A 24,568-nucleotide genomic window follows, 5' to 3' on the forward strand; every position below is an offset into this window, starting at 1 on the left:
GCAAACAAACGACCTCACCCCATTGATTGGAATCATATTTTTATTTAACCGTTGCAATTTTTTACAATCACTCCCCCATCTATTTCCTGACATTTATTGTCAGAGTGCTTTTTCGAGATGAAAGATTCATCGATACTCGCGTTTGATTTTCAGATCTTTCGCTATCGAACCTACTCATGCGCCCCCTTCGCCTGCCCTGGCGTCGTCAGTCGAACACCTCGCTCTTCGCGCCCGCACCGGAGGACGCACGCTCGCAGCCCGTTGCCGACACGCTGCCGCGGGACGACGCCTTCGGCCCCGCTCGCCTCGACGACGACATGCTCGGCCTCCTCGGTATCGGCACCCGTGACGGTGCTGCAGCCTATCCGCATGCCGCAGCGGACACGACCGGCATCGACGCCGACCACACCGATGCACTGATCGATGCGCTTCATGCGCAGTACTGGCGCGCCCTGACCGACCCCGGCGCGCCGATCGCTTCGGCATGGGCCCCATCGGTAGACGACACGCTCCCGCACGAGATCACGTCGGATCACCCGCACGACGCACATGCCGACGAAACGACCGGGCGTTCGGATTCGATCGAGACACTCCTGTCCGGCAATCGCACGATCGAGGATGCCTTCGGTCATCTGGGCGGCCATGCGGAACCGGCGCCCGATGGCGAATCCGTTCCGGAGATCCTGCAACTGTTCGCGCCGCCCGAATTTCATGCCGAGTCTGCGCGCCGCGCCCCCGCGCCGCCTCCGCTGCTTACCCGGCGCGAGCACCATGCGCTGTCCGTGGACAGTCCGCTGACAGCGCCCTTGCGCAAGGACCAACCATGACCAGGCTAACCACCACCGATACGCCCTCCGCGCAGCGTGCGAACGGCCTCCCGCTCGTCGATCAGATCGCACGTATCGAAGCACGCATCCGCTCGCAGCCGACGACCGCCTCCCATCGCTGGGCGCTGTTCCAGCTGCTGTGTATCGTCGGCGAGTGGTCACGCGCGATCCAGCAACTGCAGGTTTGGGCAAAGCTCGACCCGGGTCAGGCCCGAACCGCGCAGATGTATCGCGACCTGATCCGTGCCGAACGGTGGCGTGCAAAGGTGGTCGAGGGCCGGGAGCGCCCGGGTGTCGTCCTTGCATCACCGCCCTGGATCGATACGCTGCTGGACGCGATTCGCCACGCGACCGACGGGCAGGTCGAACAGGCCGACACCCTCCGCGATGCGGCATTCCGGGCCGCGCCGGACGTTCCGCTCGTCGCGCCGCAGGGCCATGCCGCATGGATCTCGGATAGCGACGCCCGCTTCGGCCCGGTCTGCGAAGTCATCACGGCCGGACACTATCGCTGGGTGCCGTTCGCCGATCTCGCTGGATGGCGCGTGTCGCAGCCGGCCCAACCGATCGATCTGGTCTGGGCGCCCTGCACACTCACGCTCGTCGACGGCGGCCTCGTCCACGGCTTCATGCCGGCTCGCTATCCGGGTTCGGAAACCGACAGCGACGCCGTGCGCCTTGGACGCGAAACCTTCTGGCGCGACATCGGCCGCACGGGTGTCGTCGCGCTCGGGCAGAAAACCTGGGCAACGGACCTGGGCGACTTCAGCCTGTTCGAGCTGGCTCACGCGGAGTTCGGCTCGCGCGCGACGCCTGCTGCGATCGACGCGGATCGAGCCCATGACTGAGCGCCGGAAACACCAGCCGGGTGCCGACGCGCCGACCACACGTACGCCGCGACGAGCCAGCTCGCATCTGATGCCGACCCTGCTCGATCGCCTGCGCGACGATGCACCGCATCGGCAGACCGAGACCCCGGAGGAATACACAGTCACGCGCAAACAGATGCGCGACATCGTGCAGCGCGATCTCGCCTATCTGCTCAACACGACGAGTATCGAGGACCGGATCGACCGCAATCGCCATCCGCAAGCGGCGGCATCGACCGTGAATTTCGGCGTACCACCGCTCGCCGGCACCTTTATCGCATCGCGTCAGTGGAACGACGTCGAAAAGATGATCAGCCGGGCCATCGGCGATTTCGAGCCGCGCCTGATTCCGAATTCGCTGGTGGTAGCGCCCCGTACCCACGCCGATACCGATTCCGCAGGCGAACATCACAATGTGCTCGCCTTCGAAGTCCGCGGCCTGATTCACATGGATCCGTATCCACTCGAATTCATGGTGCAAAGCTCGCTGGATCTCGAAACGAGCGAAATCCGGATCACGGGCATGCGCGCCGGCTGAGCGCGGCGCACACAACGACCACAACGAGGCCTCTCCGATGGACCCGCGACTGCTCGACTATTACAACCAGGAACTGATTTACATGCGCGAGCTCGCTGCCGAGTTCGCGCATGCACATCCGAAGATCGCGCGCCGGCTCGGCATGCAGGCCGGCGAAGTGGCGGACCCTTATGTCGAGCGCCTGATCGAATCGTTCAGCTTCATGGCCGCGCGCATGCAGATCAAGCTCGATGCGGAGTTTCCGCGCTTCACGGAACGGTTGCTCGAGGTCATCTATCCGAACTACGTCGCGCCGACCCCGTCGATCTCGATCGCCCGTCTGTACCCCGGGAAGTCCGAAGGCAGTCTCGCCGACGGCTATCGCCTCCCGCGCGGGACCGCGTTCACCGCGAAGGTTCCCGATGGAGAGCGCACGGCATGCCAGTTCACGAGCGGGCAGGACGTCACGCTGTGGCCGCTCACGATCACCGAAGCGCGGCTGACCGGCATTCCACCGGACATCCCGGCGCTGGAGCGCTATAGCCCGCCCGACAAGCAAGTGCGCGGCGCGCTGCGGATCAGACTCGCGACCACGGGGAACATGCGGATCGCCGACCTGAAAGGACTCGAGCGGCTTCCGGTGTATCTGGCAGGCGACGAACAGGTCGCGTCGCACCTGTTCGAATTGCTGCATGCAGGCGGCATTGCCTCCGTGATCGGTGCTCCCGGGGAATTCGGCACACCGGGCCGCTCGCTCGCTGCCGTCATGGAAAACGCGATCGAACACGAAGGATTGGGTATCGACCAAAGCCTGCTGCCGCTCAACTGGGCCAAATTCCACGGGCACAACCTGCTGCATGAATACTTCGCGTGCCCCGCGCGGTTCTGGTTCTTTGCTTTGAACGGCCTTGCCGAAGGCCTTTCGCGGGTCAACGGCAGAGAGGTCGAAATCGTCGTGCTGCTCGACCGGGTGCCCGGTCCTCTCGCCAATCTCGTCGATGTATCGCGCTTCGCGCTCTTCTGCACGCCCGTCATCAATCTGTTCCGCAAACATACCGACCGGGTCGAGATCTCGCCGCGCGACACCGAATTCCATCTGGTGCCGGCGAGACTCACGCCACTCGACTATGAAGTGTTCTCGGTCCGCACCGTCTACGGGCAGGTCGCCGCGACGACTTCCGAACTCGAATTCCGGCCGCTCTATCAGACGCTGAACAATGACGAAGGCAATCACGGTCGTTATTTTTCGGTGCGGCGCGAGCGGCGCCTGCTGTCCGATTCGGCACGCCGCTACGGTACGCGCACGCCTTACGTCGGGACGGAGGTGTTTCTCTCGCTCGTCGACCAGGCAGAAGCGCCGTACGGCGAAAACATTCGCTTCCTGTCGGTCGACGCACTGTTGACGAACCGGGATCTCGCCACGCTCGTGCCGCGCAACGGCGTGCACGACCTGGAAACCGCGCAGTCCGCGCCAGTCGACTGCATCGGCCTGATTCGCCCGCCGAGCGCACCGTTACCGCCGTATGCCGAGCGGGAGATGGCGTGGCGCCTGATCCGCCAGCTGAACTTCAACTATCTGCCGCTCGAAGCACTCGATCACCGGGAAGGCGGTCAAGGCCTGCGCGACCTGCTGCGTCTGTACCTCGTGGATGGCGACTCAGGGCAAGGCCGCCAGGTCGAGAGCCTCGTGGGTGCGAAAACGCGCCCCGTCACGCGCAAGCTGCCGGGAACCGGCCCGATGACCTTCGGCCGCGGCATCGAATGTGCGCTGACGGTCGACGAGACGGGCTTCTCGGGCGTGAGCCCCTATCTCTTCGGGGCGATCCTCGAGCATTGGCTCGCGCGGCACGTCTCGATCAACAGCTTCACGCAGACGGAGTTGCACTCGATGCAACGCGGCCGGATCGCGCGATGGCCGGCGCGCACGGGCACGCGCGGAGCACTGTGATGAAGCGCGCCACACTACCCGCGCTGTCGCCCGAATTGCTCGCATCCCTGCAGGCCGAACCCTGGCGCTTCGGATTCCTGTCGATGTTAAGGCGGATCGGTGCGAACCCGGCGGTCGACCCGATCGGCAGCGCACGCCGGCCACGGGCCGAGCCGTTCAGGCTCGGTCAACAGCCGAGCCTGGCCTTCCCGCCGAGTGAAATCGCGAGCGCACACGAGACGGCCGGGCGACTCAAGATGCGGCTGTTCGGCCTCGGCATGCTGGGACCCAACGGTCCATTACCGATCCACGTTACCGAGATCGCGAAGGACCGGGAAAGCAGTCGCCGCGACACCACCACCGTCGACTTCTTCGACATCTTCCATCATCGGTTCTTCACCCTGTTCTATCGAGCGTGGGCTTCCGCGCAGGCGGCTGCGGGCCTCGACCGAAAACACGACGAGCAATTCTCGTTCTATATCGCAAGCCTCGCAGGACAAGCGGTCGGCGAAATCGACCGGTGCCCGCTTCCGTCGCATGCGCGCCTGGCCGCCTCGTCCCATCTCGTCCGCGAATCGCGCAATCCGGACGGGCTGCGCGCCACGCTCGAACATTACTTCGGCGTTCCGGTCACCCTCGAGGAAAACGTCTTTCACTGGATCGAAATCGATCCGGCCGACTGCGGGCGCATCGGGTACCCGGGTGCTGCCGCGACGATGGGCCGGGGCGCCGTGCTCGGGCGTGTCGCACCGGACCGTCAGCACCGGTTCCGCATCGTGATCGGCCCCGTCGATCTGGATGCCTACCTGCGCTTCACGCCGCAAGGCGAAGACCTGCCGCGACTCGTCGAATGGGTTCGGGCATTCGTCGGCCACGAGCTCGAATGGGAACTGGAGCTTCGCATCAAGCCTGAGAGCGCGCCGCCGGCCGTCATGGGCGGCCAGCAGCGCATGGGCTGGTCTGGCTGGCTGGGCCGCCCCGCATCCGACAAGCCGATCACCGGCATGCGCTTCGAGCCGGAACGCCATGCACGCCAATTCAATCGTCGCGCCCCTGCCTCCGAACATCAACCATGAGCAAGAAATCATCTCCCGCCCCAAACAAGCCTGGCCGTGCGCCCGTCGCAGATACGCCGCATGACGACTGGCTGGCGCCGTTGAACGGTACGGAACCGTGCGGCCCGGATCTCGAATACGACCATGATTTCGTGGTGCTGTTTGCCGGCACCGCACCCCGACAGGATGTGCAATACGGCACATTCGTCGATTCGCCCGGACCGCTCAACTGGAGCGAGACCGAGCGAGACTGCCGGCGGTTGATGACGCGCACGAAGGACATACGCGTTGCCGTGCTGCATACGCGCTGTCGCACGCGCCTGGACGGCGCGGCAGGCCTGTCGGAAGGAACGCGGTTACTGGCGGCGTGGTTGCAGGCGTTTCCGGACCAGGTCCATCCGCAGGCCGATGCCGACAACGATCGCCATGCCGCGCTGGAAATGCGAATGAACGCGCTGCAGGTGCTGTCGGATCCGGAAGGGTTGCTGGCCGATGTGCGGGAGATCGTATTGACACGATCGACTGCCACCCGGTTGCAGGTTCGTGACGTCGAGCGCGCGTTCGCGCATCCGCGCCCGGTCGATGCGCTCGCGCCCGATTCGGTCACCCTGCAATTGCAGAACCTGCGGGAACAGCAGCCGTCAACGATGACGGCCTTCGACGACGCGATCTCGAGCCTCTCCGCCATCGATTCGTGGTGCACGACGCACCTCGAGACGTACCTGCCGGATTTTTCCCCGTTGCTCCGCCTGCTCAAGCTCTTTCAGGCGAGCGAGCCGCAGGTCGATAGCCGATCCGGCACGTTGCGTGCGGTCGAACACGAGGAACGCGATACGCCGGTGTTGGCCGCACTCGACGAAACGGCCACTGCGCCGGCGCGTCCGGATGACGCGGAGGCGGCCTCTCCAACCCCGACGTCCATGGTCGCGACCGCTCCCCGTGCGCCAACGGACCGGCAGGCGGCGTTGGCGCTGATCTGCGCGGCACGCCGGTGGTTCGAGACGAACGAACCGAGCAGCCCCATCCCGGTGCTGCTCAACCGCGCCGAACAGTTCGTCGGAAAGCGCTACGTCGATGTCGTCAGGGCCATTCCGCCGGAGCTTCTCGCGCAATGGGAAGAGGCAGACGGTTCATGATGGTATCCCGTCACGGTCGTGCGTGACGGGATACCATGCGCACTCGACGATCAGCTCTCGACATCCTCGAGGCTGAACACCTCGGTCTTGTCGTTGTACGAGAAGACTTCGCCGTAACGGCCCCAGTCGATCACCGCGTCGAGCGTTTCCTCGGCCGCTTCGTCGGACAGAAAATCCTCCAGCTCCTGCTCGAAGCGCACGCGCGGCGCACGGTGGCCCGGACGCTCGTTCAGCACCTTGCGGATCCGCGCGGCCAGCGGCACGTGCTTCAGCAGGTGATCCGCGAACATCAGCTTGCGCTCCTGCGTGCCGAATTCCGCGAACACGCGCGCGGGCGGCGTGAGGAACACGTCCCCTTCCCGCACGTCCGCGAAACCGAGGTACTGCAGCACTTCGGCGATCGGGAACAGTTCGTCGACCTCCAGATGCAGCGTGCGCGCGATTTCCGGCATGTCCGCGCGGCCGTGGTACGGCGCCATCGCGAGCGTCTCGATCAGGCCGGACATCAGGTTGGTCGACACGCGCGGCAGCCAGCTGCCGAGCTCGAGCCCCTTCTTCGTCGCCTCGTTGGTCGCACGCGCGGTCATCTTCGCGTAGATGTCGTCGACCAGCTTGCGGAAATCGGTGTCGAGCCGGTTGCGCGGATGCTTGAACGGCACCTTGATCTCGGCGATCACGCGGCCCGGGTTCGACGACAGCACGAGGATCCGGTCGCACATGAACACCGCTTCCTCGATGTTGTGCGTGACGATCAGCACCGACTTGATCGGCATGCGGCCCTGCGTCCACAGGTCGAGCAGGTCGGTACGCAGCGTCTCGGCGGTCAGCACGTCGAGTGCCGAGAACGGCTCGTCCATCAGCAGGATCGTCGGATCGACGACGAGCGCGCGCGCAAAGCCCACGCGCTGACGCATGCCGCCCGACAGCTCGCGCGGGTACGCGTTCTCGAAGCCGTCGAGACCGATCAGATCGATCGCGGCCAGCGCACGCTCGCGCCGCTGGCGTGCGTCGACACCGAGCGCCTCGAGACCGGCTTCCACGTTCTGCAGCACGGTGAGCCACGGGAACAGCGCGAAGGTCTGGAACACCATCGCGACACCTTCGGCGGGACCGTCAAGGGGCTTGCCCAGATAGGACACCTCGCCGCCGGTCGGCTCGATCAGCCCGGCGATGATCCGCAGCAGCGTCGACTTGCCCGAGCCGGAACGGCCGAGCAGGCCGACGATCTCGCCTTCGCGCAGCGACAGGTTCGCATCGTCGAGCACCAGCAGCTCGCCCTGCGACTTGTTGAAACCGCGGCTGACATGCTCGACGCGCAGGATTTCTTCGCCGAGACGCGGCGGCTGGGCCGCCTGGTTCGTCTGGACGGGGGCATTCACAACATTCGGATTTTGCATCGCGCTTACTCTCAATCGAGACGGAGCCGGGCTTCCGCATAGGCGTACATCGGACGCCACAGCAGACGGTTGAACAGGGTGACGAACAGGGACATCACGGCAATGCCCAGGATGATCTTCGGGAAATCGCCGGCGGCGGTCGTCTGCGCGATGTACGCTCCGAGGCCATGCGCGACGACCTTCGTATCGCCCCACTGCACGAATTCGGACACGATGCTCGCGTTCCACGCGCCGCCCGATGCGGTGATCGCACCGGTCACGTAGTACGGGAAGATGCCGGGCAGGATCGCCTGCCGCCACCACTGCTTGCCGCGGATATGGAAGTTCTTCGTCACTTCCTTGTAGTCGTTCGGATAGGACATCGCGCCGGCGATCACGTTGAACAGGATGTACCACTGCGTGCCGAGCACGATCAGCGGCGACAGCCAGATGTCCGCATTCAGGTGAAAGCGGACGATCACGATCACGAACACCGGGAACAGCAGGTTCGCCGGGAATGCGGCGAGGAACTGCGCGAGCGGCTGGATCTTCTCGGCCAGCGCCGGACGCAACCCGATCCACACGCCGAGCGGCACCCAGATCACCGATGCGATCAGGATCAGCAGCAGCACGCGCAGCAGCGTGATCAGGCCGAGCACGAGCACATGACCGACCTCGGCCATCGTCACGCCGGTCGCGACGAAAGTCACGACGCGCCACACGACATACACCGTCAACAGGACCACCAACACGCCCCACACGACGTCACCGATCCGCGACGACCGTTTGCTCGATACGACGCGCGCACCCACGCCCTTGAATGACGGGACGCGCAGCGGCACGCGGGCAGCCTGCGACAGCAGCCAGCCGGCCGGCACGAGCAACTGGTGAATCAGGTGCGTACGACGCATCATGTCGAGCAGCCAGGATTGCGGCGCGTCGCCCGACGCCGTGTTCTCCATCCGGAACTTGTCGGACCACGCGACGAGCGGGCGGAACAGCAACTGATCGTACGCGAGGATCACGACCGTCATCGCGACGATCACCCAGCCGACCGCGCCGAGGTTCTTGTCCGAGATCGCCTGTGCGAGATACGCGCCGATGCCCGGCAGCGTGATGGTCTGGTTGCCGACGGTGATCGCCTCCGACGCGACGACGAAGAACCAGCCGCCCGACATCGACATCATCATGTTCCAGATCAGCCCCGGCATCGAGAACGGCACTTCGAGCTTCCAGAAGCGCTGCCAGGCCGTCAGGTGAAAGCCGCGCGACACTTCATGCAGATCGCGCGGCACCGTGCGCAGCGACTGGTAGAAGCTGAACGTCATGTTCCACGCCTGGCTCGTGAAGATCGCGAAGATCGCCGCGAGCTCCGCGCCGAGCACGCGGCCCGGGAACAGCGCGATGAAGAACGTGACGGTAAACGAGATGTAGCCGAGCACCGGCACCGACTGCAGGATGTCGAGGATCGGGATCAGCACCATGCCCGCACGGCGGCTTTTCGCGGCGAGCGTGCCGTAGACGAGCGTGAACACGAGCGACGCGACCATCGCGGCGAGCATCCGCAGCGTGGTGCGCAGCGCGTATTCAGGCAGGTTCGACGGATCGAGCGTGATCTTCTGCGTCTGCAGCACGCCGATCGGCGCCATCGTCTGGTGAAAGCCGATGATCGTCATCGCGAGCAGGCAGATGATCAGCGGAAACGCGACGGCATCCCAGCGGTTGGGCATCACGCGCCACGCCGAAGCGTTCGCGGTGCGGTTCGGATCGAAACTGATATCCATCGGTAGCGTCTTGTGTTGAATTGAAAATCGATGGGACCGGCTGCGCGTGACGCAGCCGGACGTCGCGCCCCCCGGCGCGGGTCAGAACAGTCCGTGCAGCGCCCAGTACAGGACGGCCGACAGTGCGATCGAAGCGGGTAGCGTGAGCACCCACGCGAGCACCAGGTTGCGCACGGTATCCCAGCGCAGGCCCGAGCCGCTCGCCGTCATCGTGCCGGCCACGCCCGACGCGAGCACGTGCGTCGTCGACACCGGCAGCCCGTATGCGTCGGCCATCCCGATCGTCAGCATCGCGACGGCCTCGGCCGATGCACCCTGCCCGTATGTGAGATGCGACTTGCCGATCTTCTCGCCGACCGTCACGACGATCCGCTTCCAGCCGACCATCGTGCCGAGGCCGAGCGCGATCGCGACCGCGACCTTCACCCAGGTCGGGATGAATTTCGTCGCGCGGTCCATCTGCTTCTTGAACGCTTCGAGCGCGCTCGCGTCCTCGACCGAGAACGCCGGCGCCTTCGCCTTCTCCATCAGCCGGATCGCCTCGGACGCGACATACATGCTGTTGCGCACGTTGTCGACGAGGTTCTGCGGCACGCTCGAGATGCCGCCGGCCTGCGCGACCTGGTCGGCGATCGTGTCGGTGAGCTTGCCCAACGCGGGAATCGTCGCGGGCGACAGCTTGTGCGTGCGCACGTACGCCTCGACGTCGGCGCGCGGGTCGGCCGACTGCGCGGCCGGATCCGCATACTTGACGAGCGTCGTCGACGCGTGGCGCGCCACCGCGACGAACGTGCTCGTCTGGTCGGGCGTCACGGCCTTGTTCAGCGCGTAGGCGGTCGGCATCACGCCGATCAGGATCAGCATGATCAGCCCCATGCCCTTCTGCCCGTCGTTCGAGCCGTGCGCGAACGACACGCCCGTGCAGGTGAGGATCAGCAGCAGGCGGATCCAGAACGGCGGCGGCTTGTTGCCCTTCGGTTCCTGGTACAGCGCCGGCACGCGCACGAGCGCCTTCAACAGCAGCAGCACGAGCGCGGACAGCACGAAGCCGATCAGCGGCGAGAACAGCAGCGCCTTGCCGACGCCGAGCGCCTGGTTCCAGTCGACGCCGCTCGTGCCCGACGGGCCGCTGACGATCTGGTTCATCAGCCCGACGCCGATGATCGAGCCGACGAGCGTGTGCGAACTCGACGACGGCAGCCCGAAGTACCAGGTCGCGAGGTTCCACGTGACGGCCGCGATCAGCAGCGAGAACACCATCGCGAACCCCGAGCCGCTGCCCACCTGCAGGATCAGCTCGACCGGCAGCAACTGCAGGATGCCGAACGCGACGGCGCCGCTCGACACGAGCACGCCGCACAGGTTCCAGAGGCCCGACCAGACGACCGCCAGGTGCGGGTCGAGCGAATGCGTGTAGATGACGGTCGCGACCGCGTTCGCGGTGTCGTGGAAGCCGTTGACGAATTCGAAGCCGAGCGCGATCAGCAGCGCGACGATCAGCAGCAGGAACGGGAGGACCGAGCTTTCCTTGACGGGACTGAGATCGGCGCTGAGATGCACACCGACATAGACGATGCCGCAGGCAATGATCAGAAAAAACAGCGCGAGGCTGAGGGTGCGCGTGCGATTGCTGACCGCACCGCTGGTTTCCGTTGCCGCGAGATTCGGCATGAAGGGGGCTCCGGAGAGGTGACTCGGAGTGGCAGGCTATCGATCGGTCGTGACGCAAATGTGACGTGTCACTTACAAGACATTGACAGACCATCTGTCAGGAATCGCGCCGCGCCGCGCAAGCCGCGAACACGGGGGGTCCACCTTGTAACGCACGGGAATAAATCCTCGCTCGGGAATAAATCCGCCACTGCGCCGGTATGGCACACGAAGGCGCCGGTTTATTCCAGGACGATCCGGCCGTCCGGTTTCGTCACACGAATGCGAGGCTCACATGTCTTCATCGACCCCCACCAACCCGTCGCGACGCAAGGCCCTGCAGTGCATGGCCTTCGGCGGCCTCGGCACGCTGTTTACGTTGTCGGGCGGCATCCTGACGCCGTTCGACCTGGCGCTCGCGCAGACCGGCGACGCGCTCCCGGCCAACGCGGGCCGCCCGCTGTTCGTGCAGATCAGCGACACGCACATCGGCTTCAACAAGGAGGCGAATCCCGACGTGTCGGCCACGCTGAAGCAGACGATCGACCTCGTCAACGGCATGCCGGCGATGCCCGCGCTGGCCATCCATACCGGCGACATCACGCACCTGTCCAAGCCCGAGGAGTTCGACCACGCGTCGCAACTGCTGTCGGCGCTGCGCGTGCCGGAACTGCATACGGTGCCCGGCGAGCACGACGTCACCGATGGTTCCGGCGCCGAATATTTCGGCCGGTTCGGCAAGGCGTCGGACAACCGCGGGTATTACAGCTTCGATCACGCGGGCGTGCACTTCATCGGCCTCGTCAACGTGATGCATTTCAAGCCGAACGGGCTCGGCAGCTTCGGCGACGACCAGCTCGCGTGGCTCGAGCAGGATCTCAAGGGCCGCTCGTCGAGCACGCCGATCGTCGTGTTCTCGCACATGCCGATGTGGACCATCTACGAGCCGTGGGGCTGGGGCACCGGCGACGCGCCGCAGACGATGGCGCTGCTGCGCCGCTTCGGCTCGGTCACCGTGCTGAACGGGCACATCCACCAGATCGTGTCGAAGGTCGAAGGCAACGTGACGTTCCACACCGCGCGCTCCACCGCGTTCCCGCAGCCGACGGCCGGCAACGGCCCGGGCCCCGTGCCGCTCACCGTGCCGCGCGACCGGCTGCCGTCGATGCTCGGCGTGACGACCGTCGAATTCGCGGGCCATCCGGTCACATCGTCGCTGCACGATGCGACGCTGGCGTGACGCACCGAACCGCAAGGAGACCGACATGAACCGCTTCAAGCCATCCAGCGTCGTCGCCGCGCTGATCCTGTGCGCCGCCGCCCCGCTTTCCGCGTTCGCGCAAGGCCCGGACAGCACGCTCGTGACGATCCACAACTTCATGTTTTCGCCGATGTCGACCACGATCAAGGCCGGCACGACGATCACGTGGAAGAACCTCGACGCGGAGCCGCACACCGTCGTCAACGACGCCGGCATCTTTCATTCGAAGGCGCTCGACCAGGACGAAACGTACTCGTTCCGCTTCGACAAGCCGGGCGTCTACAAGGTGTTCTGCGGGATACACCCGTACATGAAGGAGACCATCACGGTCGAATGACGCGACGCACCACGACACGCGCGGACGCATGGCGGGCGACGGCGCCTACAATGCCCCCAACCCATTCGCCCGCGTGGCCGACGGAGCCGCCCATGCCCAGGATCGACCTCAGCGCCGTACCCGAACGCCGCGGCAGCGGCTATCCGCGGCCGTTCGACGCGCCGTGCGCGCAGCGCATCCGCCAGCGCGTCGGCAACGCCGGCGGGCTGCGCGATTTCGGCGTCAACCTGATGCGCGTGCCGCCGGGCGGCTGGTCGAGCCAGCGCCACTGGCATTCCGACGAGGACGAATTCGTCTACGTGCTCGAAGGCGAACTCGTGATGATCGAGGACGGCGGCGAAACCGTGCTGCGTGCCGGCGACTGCGCGGCGTTTCCGAAAGGCTCGGGCAACGGCCATCACCTGTTGACATCCTCCCCCGCCTGAAGACGGGGGATTCCTACCGCGTCTGAAACGATAATTCTTATCTCAGATCGCCTCGGCAGGTTCCTGCTTCACGGAGCGGCCCGACTTCACCGGCTCTCCACAGGCTGCAACGCGGTGTCCCCGCGCCAGAATGTTCAGAGCGCCGACGACATCGGCGTTCTCCTCGTAACTGCATTCGACACAGGTGAATTTTTTCTGCGTGGTCCGGTTATCCGCACTCACGTATCCACAAGCCGGACACGTCCGGCTTGTATTCGCGGGCGGCACCGCCACCAGCCAGCCGCCATTCCAGGCCAGCTTGTATTCCAACTGCCGCCTGAACTCGAACCACCCTTGGTCGAGGATGGCCTTATTCAGACCGGACTTGGCCCGAACGTTCTTGCCAGGCGCATCTGTGCTGCCTGCCGCCGACCTGGACATATTCCGAACCTGCAAGTCCTCGATACACACCATCGCGTGGTTTTTGCTGATCGTGGTCGTGGCCTTGTGCAGGTAGTCGCGGCGAGCATTGCCGATGCGCGTATGGATACGCTGGACTCTGGCCTTGGCTTTTTTCCAGTTATTGCTGAACTTGACCTTGCGACTCATCGCACGTTGGCATCGACGCAGACGAGCTTCATGTTTCTTGAAACTGTTGAGCGGTGTGAGAAACGTGCCGTCGCTCATCGTGGCGAAGCGGGCAATGCCCACATCGATGCCGATCACGCTGGTGGCATGGGGCACCGGCTGCTCGACCTCCCGCTCGGTCTGGATCGAGACACACCACTTGCCCGCGTTGAAGCTGACCGTTGCGTTGCGCAGTTCGCCCAGCACGGGACGCGACAGCCTTAGCCGCATCCAGCCCAACTTAGGCAGGAAAATGCGCCCATTGGGCTGGTCGAGCTTGAATTGCTTGGGGTCCGGGTAGCGAAAACTGTCGCGCTGGCCGCGCTTCTTGAACTTCGGAAACGCCGCCCGCTTGGCAAAGAAGTTCTTGTAGGCTCGCTCCATGTCCTTGAGGGCCTGTTGCAACGGGTGAACGGGGGCATCCTTGAGCCATGGCGTTTCGCCTCCGTTACGCCACTCCGTCAGATGCTTGGCCATTGCTACGTAGCCAATGAACTTGCCGCCCGCCTCGTAGTTCTCCTTCTGCAACGCCAGTGCCTTGTTGTAGACGAACCGGCACGATCCGGCGAAGCGGCGCATATCGCGCTGCTGCTCGCCGTTCGGCATCAGTTCGAACTTGAAAGCCTGGAGTCGTCGCATTGGGCCATTGTATGTGTGGCCTACAAGCGAGAGTCAAGCCATTCAACGCGGTCGCTATTACGTCTTTCTCATGCATGTGCACTTGGTCGTCGTGACCGAATACCGGTGCGACGAGTTCATCATGGAAATCCTTGACGACATGCGTGGCATCTTTTCAGGCGTATGCCGCGACTTCGAAGCCGAACGTGCGGAGTTCGACGACGAGGACGATCACGTTTACCTGCTGGTGGACTATCAGCCCAAGGTTGCCAGTGAACGGATTCAGGGGCGTCTCAAGTCGCATGATCCGACAGAAGTGCTGCTCCAGCATTCGCAAAAAAAGTTGTGGAGCGGTGCGCTGTGGTCTCGGTCTTACTTTGCCGGAAGTTCTGGCGGAGCACCTATCGAAATCGTTCGCAAATACATCGAACAACAGAAATCGCCCCCCCTAGCCGCCGGAAAGGACGCCTACGGCTTCCGCGCTATCCTCCCCCGCCCTGAAGGATGAGGTTTGACGCGCATTCAGATCAACCGGTCGGATGCGGTTGCGGTCTATCTCGAGGTCGGCTCACGCTCGCCGGACGACGTGATCACCTGCCCGGACATCGACATGATGAGCCCGAGCCGCGACGGGGGGTTCCTGCACAAGGACGGCACGCCGTACCCGGACGCGTGACACCGGCTGTGCGCGACTACGGATGCGCGGACAAAATCGGCGAGAACTGCGGCTCGCGAACGCACCACCGCGAATGCACTTGAGGGTCGGATGCGACTGGCAACGCAGACGCGGCCGCCGGTTGCACGTGGGGGCGGTCCCCCGCCGCCGATCGCCTAAACTGAATCGAACCGTTCGGATCCGACCCACCGTCACACGCAGCGAGGCAAGCCATGACCGCGAGCCAGCCGGCACGCATGGACATCCCCGGGCAAGTCGTGCTCGTGCTCCAGGGCGGCGGCGCACTGGGCGCGTTCCAGCTCGGCGTCTTTCAGGCAATGGACGAAGCCGGTATCCGGCCCGACTGGGTGATCGGGACGTCGATCGGTGCGATCAACGCGGCGCTGATCGCCGGAAATCCGCCGGAGCAGCGCTACGACAAGCTCTCGGCGTTCTGGCGCCGCGTGACCGAACGAACGCGTTTCGACGCCGCGCCGCTGCTGCCCGGCTGGGACCGGACGCTGGCCGAGCTGATGATCATCGGCGGCGGCATCGCGGGCTTCTTCCAGCCCAATCCGGCATCGTGGCTCGGGCCGATGGCCCGCCTCGGCGTCGATCGCGCATCGTATTACCGGATCGCGCCGCTGCGCGACACGCTCACATCGCTGATCGATCCCGACCTGCTGAACGCGGGCCACCCGCGCCTGACCGTCAGCGCGGTCAATGCGTGCACGGGCACGATGCGCTATTTCGACTCGCGCGATACACGGCTCGGGATCGAGCACATCATGAGCTCGGGCGCGTTGCCGCCCGCGTTCCCGGCGATACGGATCGACGGCGAACCGTACTGGGACGGCGGCGTGTATTCGAACACGCCGGTCGAGGTCGTGCTCGACGACAACCCGCGCCGCAGCTCGATCATCTTCTCCGTCCAGATGTGGAATCCGGCCGGCCCCGAGCCCGAGAGCATCTGGCAGGTGTCGGAGCGGCAGAAGGACATCCAGTATGCAAGCCGCACCGACAGCCACATCGCGCGCCAGCAGCAGATCCACCGGCTGCGCCACGTGATCCGCGAACTGGCCCGGCACGTGCCGGAAGCCGAACGCGCGTCGCCGGCCGTGCGCCGGCTCGCCGCGTGGGGATGCGAAACCACGATGCACCTGGTCAAGCTCGCGGCGCCGCGACTCGCCGGCGACAATCAGCTCAAGGACATCGATTTCACGCCGGACGGCATCGCGGCCCGCCGGCAGGCCGGCTACGAGGCGGCGCAACGGGCCATCGCGGCACGTCCGTGGGATATGCCGACGGACCCGACGGAAGGCCTGACGGTATTCGATGCAAGCGCGCCGCCCGGCACTGAAAAAACGGCATGACGCGCGGCGCCGCAATCGCGCGCCGATCGCATCGCGCGATCGGCCTGAACACGGGCGCGACCGACAGGGAAACGCGTCGATCCGGCCGGTTCATGGATTTTCCGATCGGCCGATGCCGGCCGGCGCGGATCTCGCCCGCCCGCCTACGGCAATGTCGCGCGCACGCCCGGCGCGGTGCCGGCGACGACCGGGCACGAGGACGGCAACGCCTGGTCGAACAGCACGGCCAGCCCGCAGGCGGACGTAAACATGCCGAGATTGTCGTGCCCGACGCCAGGCACTTCGACGACCTGCTGGGCGAGATCGGCCGGGTGCCGCTTCTTCAGGTAGTCGAAATACGCGAGCCCGCGCGCGAGACGGTACGGGCCTTGCGCCATGGCCGCGCACGAACGGTCGATGAAATGCGTGTACGGGTTCGTGTCGGCCTGGCCGAGCAGGTACACGACATGACGCGCGACGTAGCGCGCTTCGAGATCGCGCGCGTCCTGCGACGCGACATAGGGCGGCGCCGACTCCAACCCGTATTTCCATTGCGTCGCGCGCGGGCAGGTTCCGCCTGCGATCGCCTGGCCGTCCGGCCGTGCGTCGTCGAAATACAGGTAGCTCGACGGGTTCGCGACCACATAGCGCACGGCGATGCCGGCCCGCTCTAGCGCATCGCCCTCGTGCCCGGCCACCGCATAGCGCTGCAGCAACTGCGCACCGGCGGAATGGCCGATCACGACCACGCTCGACAACGCGGGATACAGGCTGCGGTCGGCGAAATGCGCCAGCAAGGCGTCGAGTGCGGCGAACGAGCTGACCGGCCCCGGCTGACGGGCCGCGTCGCCGCCCTTCCATCCTTCCTGCGTCCACGCCAGCGTCTGCGCGGGCAACGAAAACGCGCGCGTATCGGCGCGCGTCAGGAACTGCGGCGCGACGACCATCGTGCCCGTGCCGGCCGCACCGGCTTTCTCGACGACCTTGAGCCCCGACGCGTAATACGCGTCGGCATTGCGCAGCGTGCCGTGAATCACGACGAAGACGCGTGTGACATCGGGCGCGGCCTGGTCGAGCGGACGATCCGCGTAAACGGGCAGCACCGCGTTGCCCTGCGGCGTCTCGACGGCCACGCGCTGGCCGGCGACGGCCTTGACCGGCGCATCGAGGCGTTCGCGCTGCGTGGCGGCTTCGGCCGGACGCGCGCCGCACGGCACGCCAAGCACCGCACCGGCGGCCCCGAGCAAAATGGCGTATGACAGCGTTCGGGCGGCCGGCAGCACGCGCGCGAACCTAAGGCGGGCGAAGACGACGGAAATGAGTGGCATGGTGACGGCTCAGGTGGCGGGTATGACTTTAACGGCGATGGTCGCAGAATCCGTCGCGCGCTGCCGAACTGTTGCGGAAAGCGATTCAGCCGGCCGGTTCTGATTCGCGTTCGGCCGCGCGCGCCTCCCCCGATCACGACGTCGACCAGCGCTTGATTACGCGGCCAACGACCGAATGCGAATTTTACGCAACGGTATTCTCTTTCGATTACAAATTCGGCATATTTAAAATAGAAATCAGAATAAATTATTTACACCAGATCAAACTTTAAAAATCCATCACATACAATACAACCGCCGATCCGGACAATTAAGACATTACTGCTTCGGCATCCCGTTTCAATTATCGACATTGTTTCAACAATAGATAAGGAGAAGCGATCATGGCTCAAGTTACGTTGTGGGGTAGCGTTCAGGGTAACGGTACGGTCGTGGATGGTTCGGGTGGATTCGCCGTGAAACGTGAAAGCACGGGCACGTATCAGCTCTCGTTCAGCACCGCCTTCACCAAGACGCCGGCGATTATCGGGTCGCAATGGGGGTACGGCGGCGGACAAAGCACGCTGGACAACGTGATCTTCCCTGCGCTTTCCGGCAGCGGCGCCACGATTCAAACCGGCGACTCATATGGCAAATACAGCGACCGGAATTTCAGCTTCGTCGTGATCGGTTCGATCAGCTGACACGCGATCCAGGCTACATTTATTCCGAAAACCGGGATTTAAAGAAAATGATATTTCCTGAATCCTGAGCGAAATGCAGCCTCAATGGGTTCGTCAACTCGACGAACCCGGGATGCCGGGATGAAGCATGCGAAATCGCCATTTCGCGGACACCGATTCCCGGCATCCATCATCGGACCTGCCAGCCGCCGGCAGGGCGATCGCACTGGCCTGGAAGCTGACCGCCGGGATCGTCGACATCAGGCGATCGACAGGCCGACGTCGCCCAGGATCGTGGCGCGGCCACGGCCATGGCGGCGCAGCCAGGCGTCAGCCCGATGCTTCGGACGGATCGCGCCCCATCCGTTGCACGATCGCATCCAGTTCGCCGATATGCGTGGCCACCGCCTGCTTGCCCGCGCGTGCCCATCCGTCGAACGACGTCATCCCGCTCACCGCGCCGACGAACGCCACACCGGCACGCTCGGCCGCCTGCGCGTCCACCGCGTGGTCGCCCACGTAGATCGCCGAACGGGCCGGCACGCCCAGCCGCGCCAGCGCCAGCACGAGCCCTTCGGGATCGGGCTTGTGACGCTGCACGTCTTCCCCGCCGATCAGCACGTCGACGAGCGATTGCAATTCGTTCAGCGCTAGGATCGCCTCGATCCGGTAGCGAAACTTCGACGAAACGATCGCGACCGCGAGACCCTGCTCGCGCAGACGCGCGAGCAGCGACGGAACCTCGGGATAGATGCGCGTGCCGTGCACCATGATCTCGTCGGCGCGCGCCACGAAGTGACGCGCGAACGCGTCAGCTCGTGCCGGCTCGGTTTCCCCCGTCAGCGAGCGGAACATCTCGTGCAGCGGCAGCCCGATCACGGCGCCGATCTGCGCCGGCGTCGCGGCGGCGGCATCCAGCCGATGCAACGCATACTCCGTGCACGCGATGATCGCGGCCGACGAATCCGCCAGCGTCAGATCGAAATCGAAGAGGACGGCTCGAACAGACATGAAAGGACTCCGAAAAAAATTGGCTCGCACACGATGCGCGAACCGACATGACGTGGCGATTCACACCCGCGTGTCAAGCGATCAGCGCGCCTGACCGGATTGCTCGCGATCGGCCGCGTCGAACCCGTCGGGGTCGCGCTTCGCCCATTGCTTTGCCCACCCCAGCAACGGCTGCAATGCCGCCTCGAGCCGCCGGCCTTCGGCGGTCATGCAGTAGCCGCCCTCGCCATGCTCGACGAGGCCCGACGCCTTGAGCTCCGCCAACCGCGTGTTGAGCAGGCGTGCGTTCGTTTCGCAGGCTTCCTGCAGCGCACGGAATGTGAGCGGCTCGCCGCGCAGCTCCCACAGGATGCGCAGCGTGGTGCGTCGCCCGAGCAGATCCAACACGACCATGATGGGTCGTCCGGTCTTCGATCCGCGAACGCGTTGTCCGATTTTGGGTGTCGTCATGCTGTACTTTTTAAAGCAAACGCCGCGTGGCGTCAATGAATCGATACGATGGCGCGCGCATGCCGCATGGCCCTGCCGACGTTTTTTCTTCCCACTTGCTTTACTTTTTAAAGCACGCAACCTACGCTACCGGCTCAGCCATCGGCGAATGCGCGTGTTCACACGCAACCGCCACGAGCACGAAGGAGTTCACATGACTCAGCGTATCGCATGCGCAGTGCCGCCGTTCGCCCCCGACATTGCCGCGTCGCTCGACCGGATCATGCGGGGCCGCCCGCCGTTGCGCCTCTTCACCACGCTGGCGCGCGACGCGCGCCTGTTCACGAAGTTCTTCGCCGCCGGGCTGCTGGACAAGGGCCACCTCGATATCCGGCAACGCGAGATCGTCATCGATCGCACGACAGCACTTTGCCGTTCCGAATACGAATGGGGGGTGCATGTCTCGGTGTTTTCGCCGGCCGCGGAGTTGACCGGCGAGCAGCTTCACTCGCTGGCCCGCGGCGGCGCCGAGGATGCATGCTGGAGCGAGGCGGACCGGTTGCTGATCCGGCTGTGCGACGCGCTGCATCGGCATTGCGACATCGACGACGACCTGTGGCACGCGCTGCGCCCGCATTTCAGCGACGAGGCGCTGCTCGAACTGCTGATGCTCGCGGGCTTCTACCGGACCGTCAGCTACCTCACGAACGGGCTGCGCCTGCCGCCGGAAGCCGGCGCCGCGCGATTTCCGACATGAGTCGTGAACCGGCAGCGCGACGCGGATGCGCACGTTACGATTCGCTGCGCCGCGCGCGCGTCTTCTCGAGTCGCCAGTGCATGATCTCGTCCGCGCCGGGCCCTGCCTCCACGCGCAAGTCCGGCAGGTCGATCGGGCTGCCCGTCTCGGCATCGACCAACGCCAGCCGCACCGCATGCCCCGAGCGCGCCTCCATGAAACGGAGCGGCGGCGCCTTCGATTCCGCCTGCCCCCAGGCATCGCCGACCTGCGCGAGCGCCATCAGCACGATGCCGATGTCGCGACCGCGCGGCGTCAGATGGTATTCGTACCGGTCGGGGCGCGACTGATACAGCCGGCGCTCGATCAGCCCGCTGCCTTCGAGCGCCTTCAACCGATCCGACAGCGTCGCATGGGTCACGCCCGTGGACTGGCGCAGATCGTCGTAACGCGCCAGCCCGAGCGCCAGATCGCGCACGATCAGCGTGCTCCATCGATCGCCGAGCGCATCGAGCACGCTGGCGATCGAGCAGATCATGCCGTCAAAACTCTTGGATTTCATCGCAACTCACCTTTCCTGACTTCGATGCGCAGCCCATGCCGGTGCGCGCACGGTGGTAATCGTATCGCATCGCATCCGGCAGCACTTGACGGCGTGTCGCCCCCCACTTACTCTAATAATAAGAGTTACAGGAAAGCTTGTCAGTCCAGCCCTTTGGAGGTTTGAACATGAAGCAAGAAGATCGAGGTGTGATGGTCGTAACCGGTGCGTCGTCGGGGATCGGCGCGGTCTATGCGGATCGTCTCGCTGCTCGCGGATACGATCTGATCCTGGTTGCGCGCCGGCACGAGCGGCTCGCGGCGCTCGCCGACCGGCTGCGGTCCGCATACGGCTGCGATGCGCAGGCCGTCGTCGCCGACCTGTCGAGCCCCGACGGCGTCACGCAGGTCGAGGCGCTGATCGACGGCACCGCCGATTTCACCGGCATCGTCAATGCGGCCGGCCTCGGCGCACTGGGCCTGTCGGTATCGGTCGACCCGGCCGCCGTCGACGCGATGATCCGGGTCAACGTGCTCGCGCTGACACGGCTGTCGCTCGCGGCCGCGCGCCGCTGCAGTGCTGCTGGACGCGGCATGATCGTCAACATCGGATCGATCGTCACGCTGATGCCGGTGCCCGGTGCGGGCGGATACAGCGGCTCGAAAGCGTATGTGCTCAACTTCACGCGCTCGCTGCACGCCGAGCTTGCGCCGCGCGGCGTCGCCGTCCAGGCCGTGATGCCGGGGCCGGTGCGCACCGAGTTTTTCGGCAATGCGTCCGCGCCATTCCCCGATTCGCTGTTCATGACGCCGGAAACGCTCGTCGACACCGCGTTGCACGCACTGGATCACGAGGAATCGGTGTGCTTTCCGACGCTCCACGATCTCGGCGCATGGCAGCAGTTCGACGGCGCGCGCGGCACCCTCCTTCATGCCGTCACGCGGGATGGCCAGCCCGCCACGCGCTACAGCGCAATCTGACACGACACCTGCTCTCTCTCACGAACCGGGGAACACACATGCCGCTCTGGAACATCTACCATCCCGAACACACCTATTCCGATACCGACAAACTGGAGATCGCCGAGCGCATCGTCGGCTTCTACGACGGGTTTCTGCCGCGCTTCTACGTGAACGTGCTGTTCCAGCCGCTGCCCCCCGCGTCGTTCCTGATCGGCGGCCAGCCGACCGACGACTTCGTGCGGATCCGGGTCGACCACATCGCGCGGCAGATCGAGGATCCCGCCGAACAGGCACGGTTCATGCACCATGTCGGCAAACGCCTGGCGCCGTTCATCGGCGAGCGCGGCTTGCGCTGGGAAATCCACATCGGCGAAACGCCGTTCGGGCTGTGGACGATCGAGGGGCTGCGCCCGCCGCGGCCGGGCACGCCGGCCGATCTCAAGTGGCGCACGGAGAACCGGCCGTCGCCGTACTGAACGACACTGCCTCCCGGGGGCTGTCGTCCGACTCGAACGCCCCCGGAGGCATCGCCGCCGCATCCCCACGATTCGCGAATGGAGGCACTGCCGTGATCACCGAAATCGTCTTCTTCAAGCTGCAGCCCGACGTCGACCTGCCCACGCTGCGGAACCGCTATGAAACGACCGCCGTGAAGTGGGCGCTGAACCCGGACTTGCTGCACAAGTGGTACTTCTACGACGCGGCCACGCATGAAGGCGGCGGCGTGTACGTGTGGCGCACGCGCGAAGCCGCCGCGCACTGGCACGGCGACGAATACAAGGCGATGGTCGAGCGCGTGTACGGCTTTCCGCCCGTGATACGCGTGCTCGATACGATCGCGCATGTCGATGCGACGCAGGGGCGGTATGAGATCGTCGGCCTGCCGGGCTGAAGCCGACGTGCATGGAGGCGGGGCTCGTCAGTCGAAACGAACCCGCCCACCTGGATCGTCAGTCCAGAACATCTTCTTCATGCACTTCCATATGGATACCTTAATGATTCAACCATACCCGCTTCAGGAATGTGTCCATATGCTCAGCTATCGCTGAGAAATCGCCCCAGGCCGCTGTACGCAGAAGGCCGCGCACGTCGCAGCCAGACCGCGAAGCCGGCACCCGCGACAGCAACCGCCGGCGTCGTCCACGGCAGAAGCGAAACGACGGTCGACGCCGTGCCTGCCATCAGCGATACGTTGCCGATCATTGCGTACAGGAAGTAAGCGAATCCGGCAAAGCTCAACGCCGGAAACACGGCCCACCGGATGAACCGCGTTTTGCGCGCGCGGCGGGCCGCGAAGAAGCGGATGACCGCCAGCGCGGTCAACGCCTGAACGCAAACGATCCCGATCGCGGCCGGAATGCTGAGATACGGTGCAATCACCATCACCGGATCGACGCGATAGGCGGCAAACAACGCGATCAGCGTGACCATGAGCACGGACTGCAGGTTCGCGGCTCGGACGGGCAGGCCCTTCTTCTCGCTCAATTGCGCGAGCCGCTTGAACGCAATGCCGTCGCGGCCGAGCGAATACCAGTAACGCACGGTCGCATTGTTGAAACTGATGATCGCCGCGAGCATGCTGGTGATCAGCAGTGCGTTGGTGACCACCACCATCTGCTTGCCGAGCACCCGCTCCGTCACCGCGAACCACAGATCCGCGGGAGACTTCTCCGCCAGCGCGACGACTTCGGCATAGCCGAACGCATTGGACATCTGCACCGTCGACACGACATAGATCGCCATGATGACCGCGACGCTGACGTAGGTGGCGACCGGAATGGAGCGGCCCGGATTCCGGACGTCGTTCGCATAGATCACCGTCGTCTCGAAGCCCATGTAGGCGACCACGACGAACACCAGCGATGTGCCGAACTTTCCGGTGAACACGTTCGCAGGATGCAGCGGCGCGAGGCTGAAGTGCTCGACCCCACCGCCCGTGGCCGCGACCTTGAGGTTGAAGGCGACGATCAGCGCGATCTCGACGATCATCAGCAGGAACAGCACGGCGCCGTTGAACTGGACGTTGTTGATCGCGAACGCATGCACGACGGCTGCCGCGCAGAGTGTACTGACCCACCACGGCACGACCAGGCCGGTGAGGTTGTTGATGAAATAGCTGATATAGAACCCGAGCAACGCGTAACACGCGAGCGTGATCACGAAATACGACGCGACCGCCATGAACGCGGCGCCGACACCCGCCGGCCGGCCGAGCCCTTGCCCGACGTAGGCATACAGCGCGCCCGCATTGCCCACGTGACGGCTCATCGCCGTGAAGCCGACGGCGAAACACAGGTAGATCAGGCCGACGCACAGGTAGGAACCTGCGATGCCAATGCCGTTGCCATACGCAACGCCGTACGGCACGCATCCGATCAGACTGGTGAGGGGCCCGTTGGTGGCCAGGACGAAAAACACGATCGCGACCCAGTTCAGGGGGCGCGTGGATGAGGATTCCGGGGTTACCGCTGACGTCTCCATGTCTGCTCCTTGTCGATGATGTG

At 64.9% G+C, this 24,568-nt stretch carries 24 protein-coding genes and 2 pseudogenes; 17 read left to right on the plus strand and 9 right to left on the minus strand.

The window, feature by feature from the left end:
- The first annotated feature begins 176 nt into the window (after positions 1-176).
- Genes LGN19_RS06355 through LGN19_RS06380 form a run of 6 tightly spaced genes read left to right on the plus strand, consistent with a single transcriptional unit; the run spans position 177 to position 6,331 of the window.
- Positions 177-827, plus strand: coding sequence for a TagK domain-containing protein (locus LGN19_RS06355; RefSeq protein ID WP_226213621.1), 651 nt, complete (start codon positions 177-179; stop codon positions 825-827).
- Positions 824-1,675, plus strand: coding sequence for a type VI secretion system accessory protein TagJ (locus LGN19_RS06360; protein ID WP_226213622.1), 852 nt, complete (start codon positions 824-826; stop codon positions 1,673-1,675). The genes LGN19_RS06355 and LGN19_RS06360 overlap by 4 nt, the downstream gene beginning before the upstream one ends.
- Positions 1,668-2,234 (plus strand): type VI secretion system baseplate subunit TssE, encoded by a 567-nt coding sequence (tssE, locus tag LGN19_RS06365; protein ID WP_226213623.1) that lies wholly within the window; start codon positions 1,668-1,670, stop codon positions 2,232-2,234. Before LGN19_RS06360 ends, tssE begins: the two co-directional genes overlap by 8 nt.
- A gap of 37 nt (positions 2,235-2,271) precedes the next feature.
- Complete coding sequence (gene tssF / locus LGN19_RS06370; RefSeq protein ID WP_226213624.1) at positions 2,272-4,161, plus strand: type VI secretion system baseplate subunit TssF; 1,890 nt, start codon at positions 2,272-2,274, stop codon at positions 4,159-4,161.
- Positions 4,161-5,216 carry a type VI secretion system baseplate subunit TssG gene (gene tssG / locus LGN19_RS06375; RefSeq protein WP_226213625.1) on the plus strand — a complete coding sequence of 352 codons (1,056 nt, stop codon included), beginning with the start codon at positions 4,161-4,163 and terminating at the stop codon, positions 5,214-5,216. The genes tssF and tssG overlap by 1 nt, the downstream gene beginning before the upstream one ends.
- On the plus strand, positions 5,213-6,331 hold the full coding sequence (locus LGN19_RS06380; RefSeq protein ID WP_226213626.1) for an ImpA family type VI secretion system protein: 1,119 nt from the start codon (positions 5,213-5,215) through the stop codon (positions 6,329-6,331). The genes tssG and LGN19_RS06380 overlap by 4 nt, the downstream gene beginning before the upstream one ends.
- A 50-nt stretch (positions 6,332-6,381) precedes the next feature.
- Here LGN19_RS06380 and LGN19_RS06385 read toward each other — a convergent pair whose 3' ends face one another.
- The 3 genes from LGN19_RS06385 to LGN19_RS06395 form a co-directional block, all read right to left on the minus strand.
- Complete coding sequence (locus tag LGN19_RS06385) at positions 6,382-7,728, minus strand: AAA-associated domain-containing protein (protein WP_122947542.1); 1,347 nt, start codon at positions 7,726-7,728, stop codon at positions 6,382-6,384.
- 11 nt (positions 7,729-7,739) lie between these two features.
- Entirely contained in the window at positions 7,740-9,491 is a 1,752-nt protein-coding gene (locus tag LGN19_RS06390) for an ABC transporter permease (RefSeq protein WP_226213627.1), read from the minus strand.
- A gap of 81 nt (positions 9,492-9,572) precedes the next feature.
- On the minus strand, positions 9,573-11,162 hold the full coding sequence (locus LGN19_RS06395) for an inorganic phosphate transporter (RefSeq protein WP_226213628.1): 1,590 nt from the start codon (positions 11,160-11,162) through the stop codon (positions 9,573-9,575).
- Positions 11,163-11,436: 274 nt separating this feature from the next.
- On the opposite strand from LGN19_RS06395, the gene LGN19_RS06400 reads away from it, so the two are divergent.
- The 3 genes and pseudogenes from LGN19_RS06400 to LGN19_RS06410 all read left to right on the plus strand — a co-directional run.
- Positions 11,437-12,381, plus strand: a complete 945-nt coding sequence (locus LGN19_RS06400) for a metallophosphoesterase family protein (RefSeq protein WP_122947545.1) — start codon at positions 11,437-11,439, stop codon at positions 12,379-12,381.
- A 25-nt stretch (positions 12,382-12,406) separates the two neighbouring features.
- Positions 12,407-12,739 carry a cupredoxin family copper-binding protein gene (locus LGN19_RS06405; protein ID WP_174960570.1) on the plus strand — a complete coding sequence of 111 codons (333 nt, stop codon included), beginning with the start codon at positions 12,407-12,409 and terminating at the stop codon, positions 12,737-12,739.
- A gap of 92 nt (positions 12,740-12,831) precedes the next feature.
- Positions 12,832-13,161: pseudogene (locus tag LGN19_RS06410) on the plus strand (cupin domain-containing protein); the annotation flags it as partial.
- A gap of 45 nt (positions 13,162-13,206) precedes the next feature.
- On the opposite strand, the gene LGN19_RS06415 reads toward LGN19_RS06410, so the two are convergent.
- On the minus strand, positions 13,207-14,409 hold the full coding sequence (locus LGN19_RS06415; RefSeq protein ID WP_226213629.1) for an RNA-guided endonuclease InsQ/TnpB family protein: 1,203 nt from the start codon (positions 14,407-14,409) through the stop codon (positions 13,207-13,209).
- 70 nt (positions 14,410-14,479) lie between these two features.
- Between LGN19_RS06415 and tnpA the strand changes: the two genes are divergently transcribed.
- The 3 genes and pseudogenes from tnpA to LGN19_RS06430 all read left to right on the plus strand — a co-directional run bounded on the left by tnpA (position 14,480) and on the right by LGN19_RS06430 (position 16,416).
- On the plus strand, positions 14,480-14,896 hold the full coding sequence (gene tnpA / locus LGN19_RS06420) for an IS200/IS605 family transposase (RefSeq protein WP_413227190.1): 417 nt from the start codon (positions 14,480-14,482) through the stop codon (positions 14,894-14,896).
- An 18-nt stretch (positions 14,897-14,914) separates the two neighbouring features.
- Positions 14,915-15,064 (plus strand): annotated as a pseudogene (locus LGN19_RS06425) (transcriptional regulator); the annotation flags it as partial.
- A 212-nt stretch (positions 15,065-15,276) separates the two neighbouring features.
- A complete protein-coding gene (locus LGN19_RS06430) occupies positions 15,277-16,416 on the plus strand; it encodes a patatin-like phospholipase family protein (RefSeq protein WP_226213630.1) in 1,140 nt (379 codons plus the stop codon).
- A gap of 143 nt (positions 16,417-16,559) precedes the next feature.
- On the opposite strand, the gene LGN19_RS06435 is transcribed toward LGN19_RS06430, so the two are convergent.
- Positions 16,560-17,723 (minus strand): alpha/beta fold hydrolase, encoded by a 1,164-nt coding sequence (locus tag LGN19_RS06435; protein ID WP_226213631.1) that lies wholly within the window; start codon positions 17,721-17,723, stop codon positions 16,560-16,562.
- Positions 17,724-18,106: 383 nt separating this feature from the next.
- Here LGN19_RS06435 and LGN19_RS06440 point away from each other — a divergent pair, with 383 nt between their 5' ends.
- Entirely contained in the window at positions 18,107-18,406 is a 300-nt protein-coding gene (locus tag LGN19_RS06440) for a hypothetical protein (RefSeq protein ID WP_226213632.1), read from the plus strand.
- A gap of 309 nt (positions 18,407-18,715) precedes the next feature.
- Here the strand turns inward: LGN19_RS06440 and LGN19_RS06445 are convergent, their stop codons facing one another.
- Positions 18,716-19,396 carry an HAD family hydrolase gene (locus tag LGN19_RS06445; RefSeq protein ID WP_122947550.1) on the minus strand — a complete coding sequence of 227 codons (681 nt, stop codon included), beginning with the start codon at positions 19,394-19,396 and terminating at the stop codon, positions 18,716-18,718.
- Positions 19,397-19,477: 81 nt separating this feature from the next.
- Positions 19,478-19,789 carry a winged helix-turn-helix transcriptional regulator gene (locus LGN19_RS06450; protein WP_226213633.1) on the minus strand — a complete coding sequence of 104 codons (312 nt, stop codon included), beginning with the start codon at positions 19,787-19,789 and terminating at the stop codon, positions 19,478-19,480.
- Here LGN19_RS06450 and LGN19_RS06455 point away from each other — a divergent pair.
- On the plus strand, positions 19,788-20,582 hold the full coding sequence (locus LGN19_RS06455) for a carboxymuconolactone decarboxylase family protein (RefSeq protein ID WP_226213634.1): 795 nt from the start codon (positions 19,788-19,790) through the stop codon (positions 20,580-20,582). The two genes, LGN19_RS06450 and LGN19_RS06455, sit on opposite strands and share 2 nt — an antisense overlap.
- A gap of 34 nt (positions 20,583-20,616) precedes the next feature.
- Here the strand turns inward: LGN19_RS06455 and LGN19_RS06460 are convergent, their stop codons facing one another.
- A complete protein-coding gene (locus LGN19_RS06460) occupies positions 20,617-21,123 on the minus strand; it encodes a winged helix-turn-helix transcriptional regulator (RefSeq protein WP_226213635.1) in 507 nt (168 codons plus the stop codon).
- Between the two features lie 167 nt (positions 21,124-21,290).
- On the opposite strand from LGN19_RS06460, the gene LGN19_RS06465 reads away from it, so the two are divergent.
- The 3 genes from LGN19_RS06465 (at position 21,291) to LGN19_RS06475 (ending at position 22,956) form a co-directional block, all read left to right on the plus strand.
- Positions 21,291-22,082 (plus strand): SDR family NAD(P)-dependent oxidoreductase, encoded by a 792-nt coding sequence (locus LGN19_RS06465; protein WP_122947554.1) that lies wholly within the window; start codon positions 21,291-21,293, stop codon positions 22,080-22,082.
- 38 nt (positions 22,083-22,120) lie between these two features.
- Positions 22,121-22,540 (plus strand): tautomerase family protein, encoded by a 420-nt coding sequence (locus LGN19_RS06470; RefSeq protein WP_122947555.1) that lies wholly within the window; start codon positions 22,121-22,123, stop codon positions 22,538-22,540.
- Positions 22,541-22,632: 92 nt separating this feature from the next.
- The gene (locus tag LGN19_RS06475) at positions 22,633-22,956 is read left to right on the plus strand and encodes a hypothetical protein (RefSeq protein ID WP_122947556.1); all 324 of its coding nucleotides are present in this window, start codon (positions 22,633-22,635) and stop codon (positions 22,954-22,956) included.
- A gap of 143 nt (positions 22,957-23,099) precedes the next feature.
- Here the strand turns inward: LGN19_RS06475 and LGN19_RS06480 are convergent, their stop codons facing one another.
- Entirely contained in the window at positions 23,100-24,545 is a 1,446-nt protein-coding gene (locus LGN19_RS06480) for an APC family permease (protein WP_226213636.1), read from the minus strand.
- Positions 24,546-24,568: the final 23 nt, after the last annotated feature.

Source organism: Burkholderia sp. AU30198 (genome assembly GCF_020419825.1).
Taxonomy (GTDB): domain Bacteria; phylum Pseudomonadota; class Gammaproteobacteria; order Burkholderiales; family Burkholderiaceae; genus Burkholderia.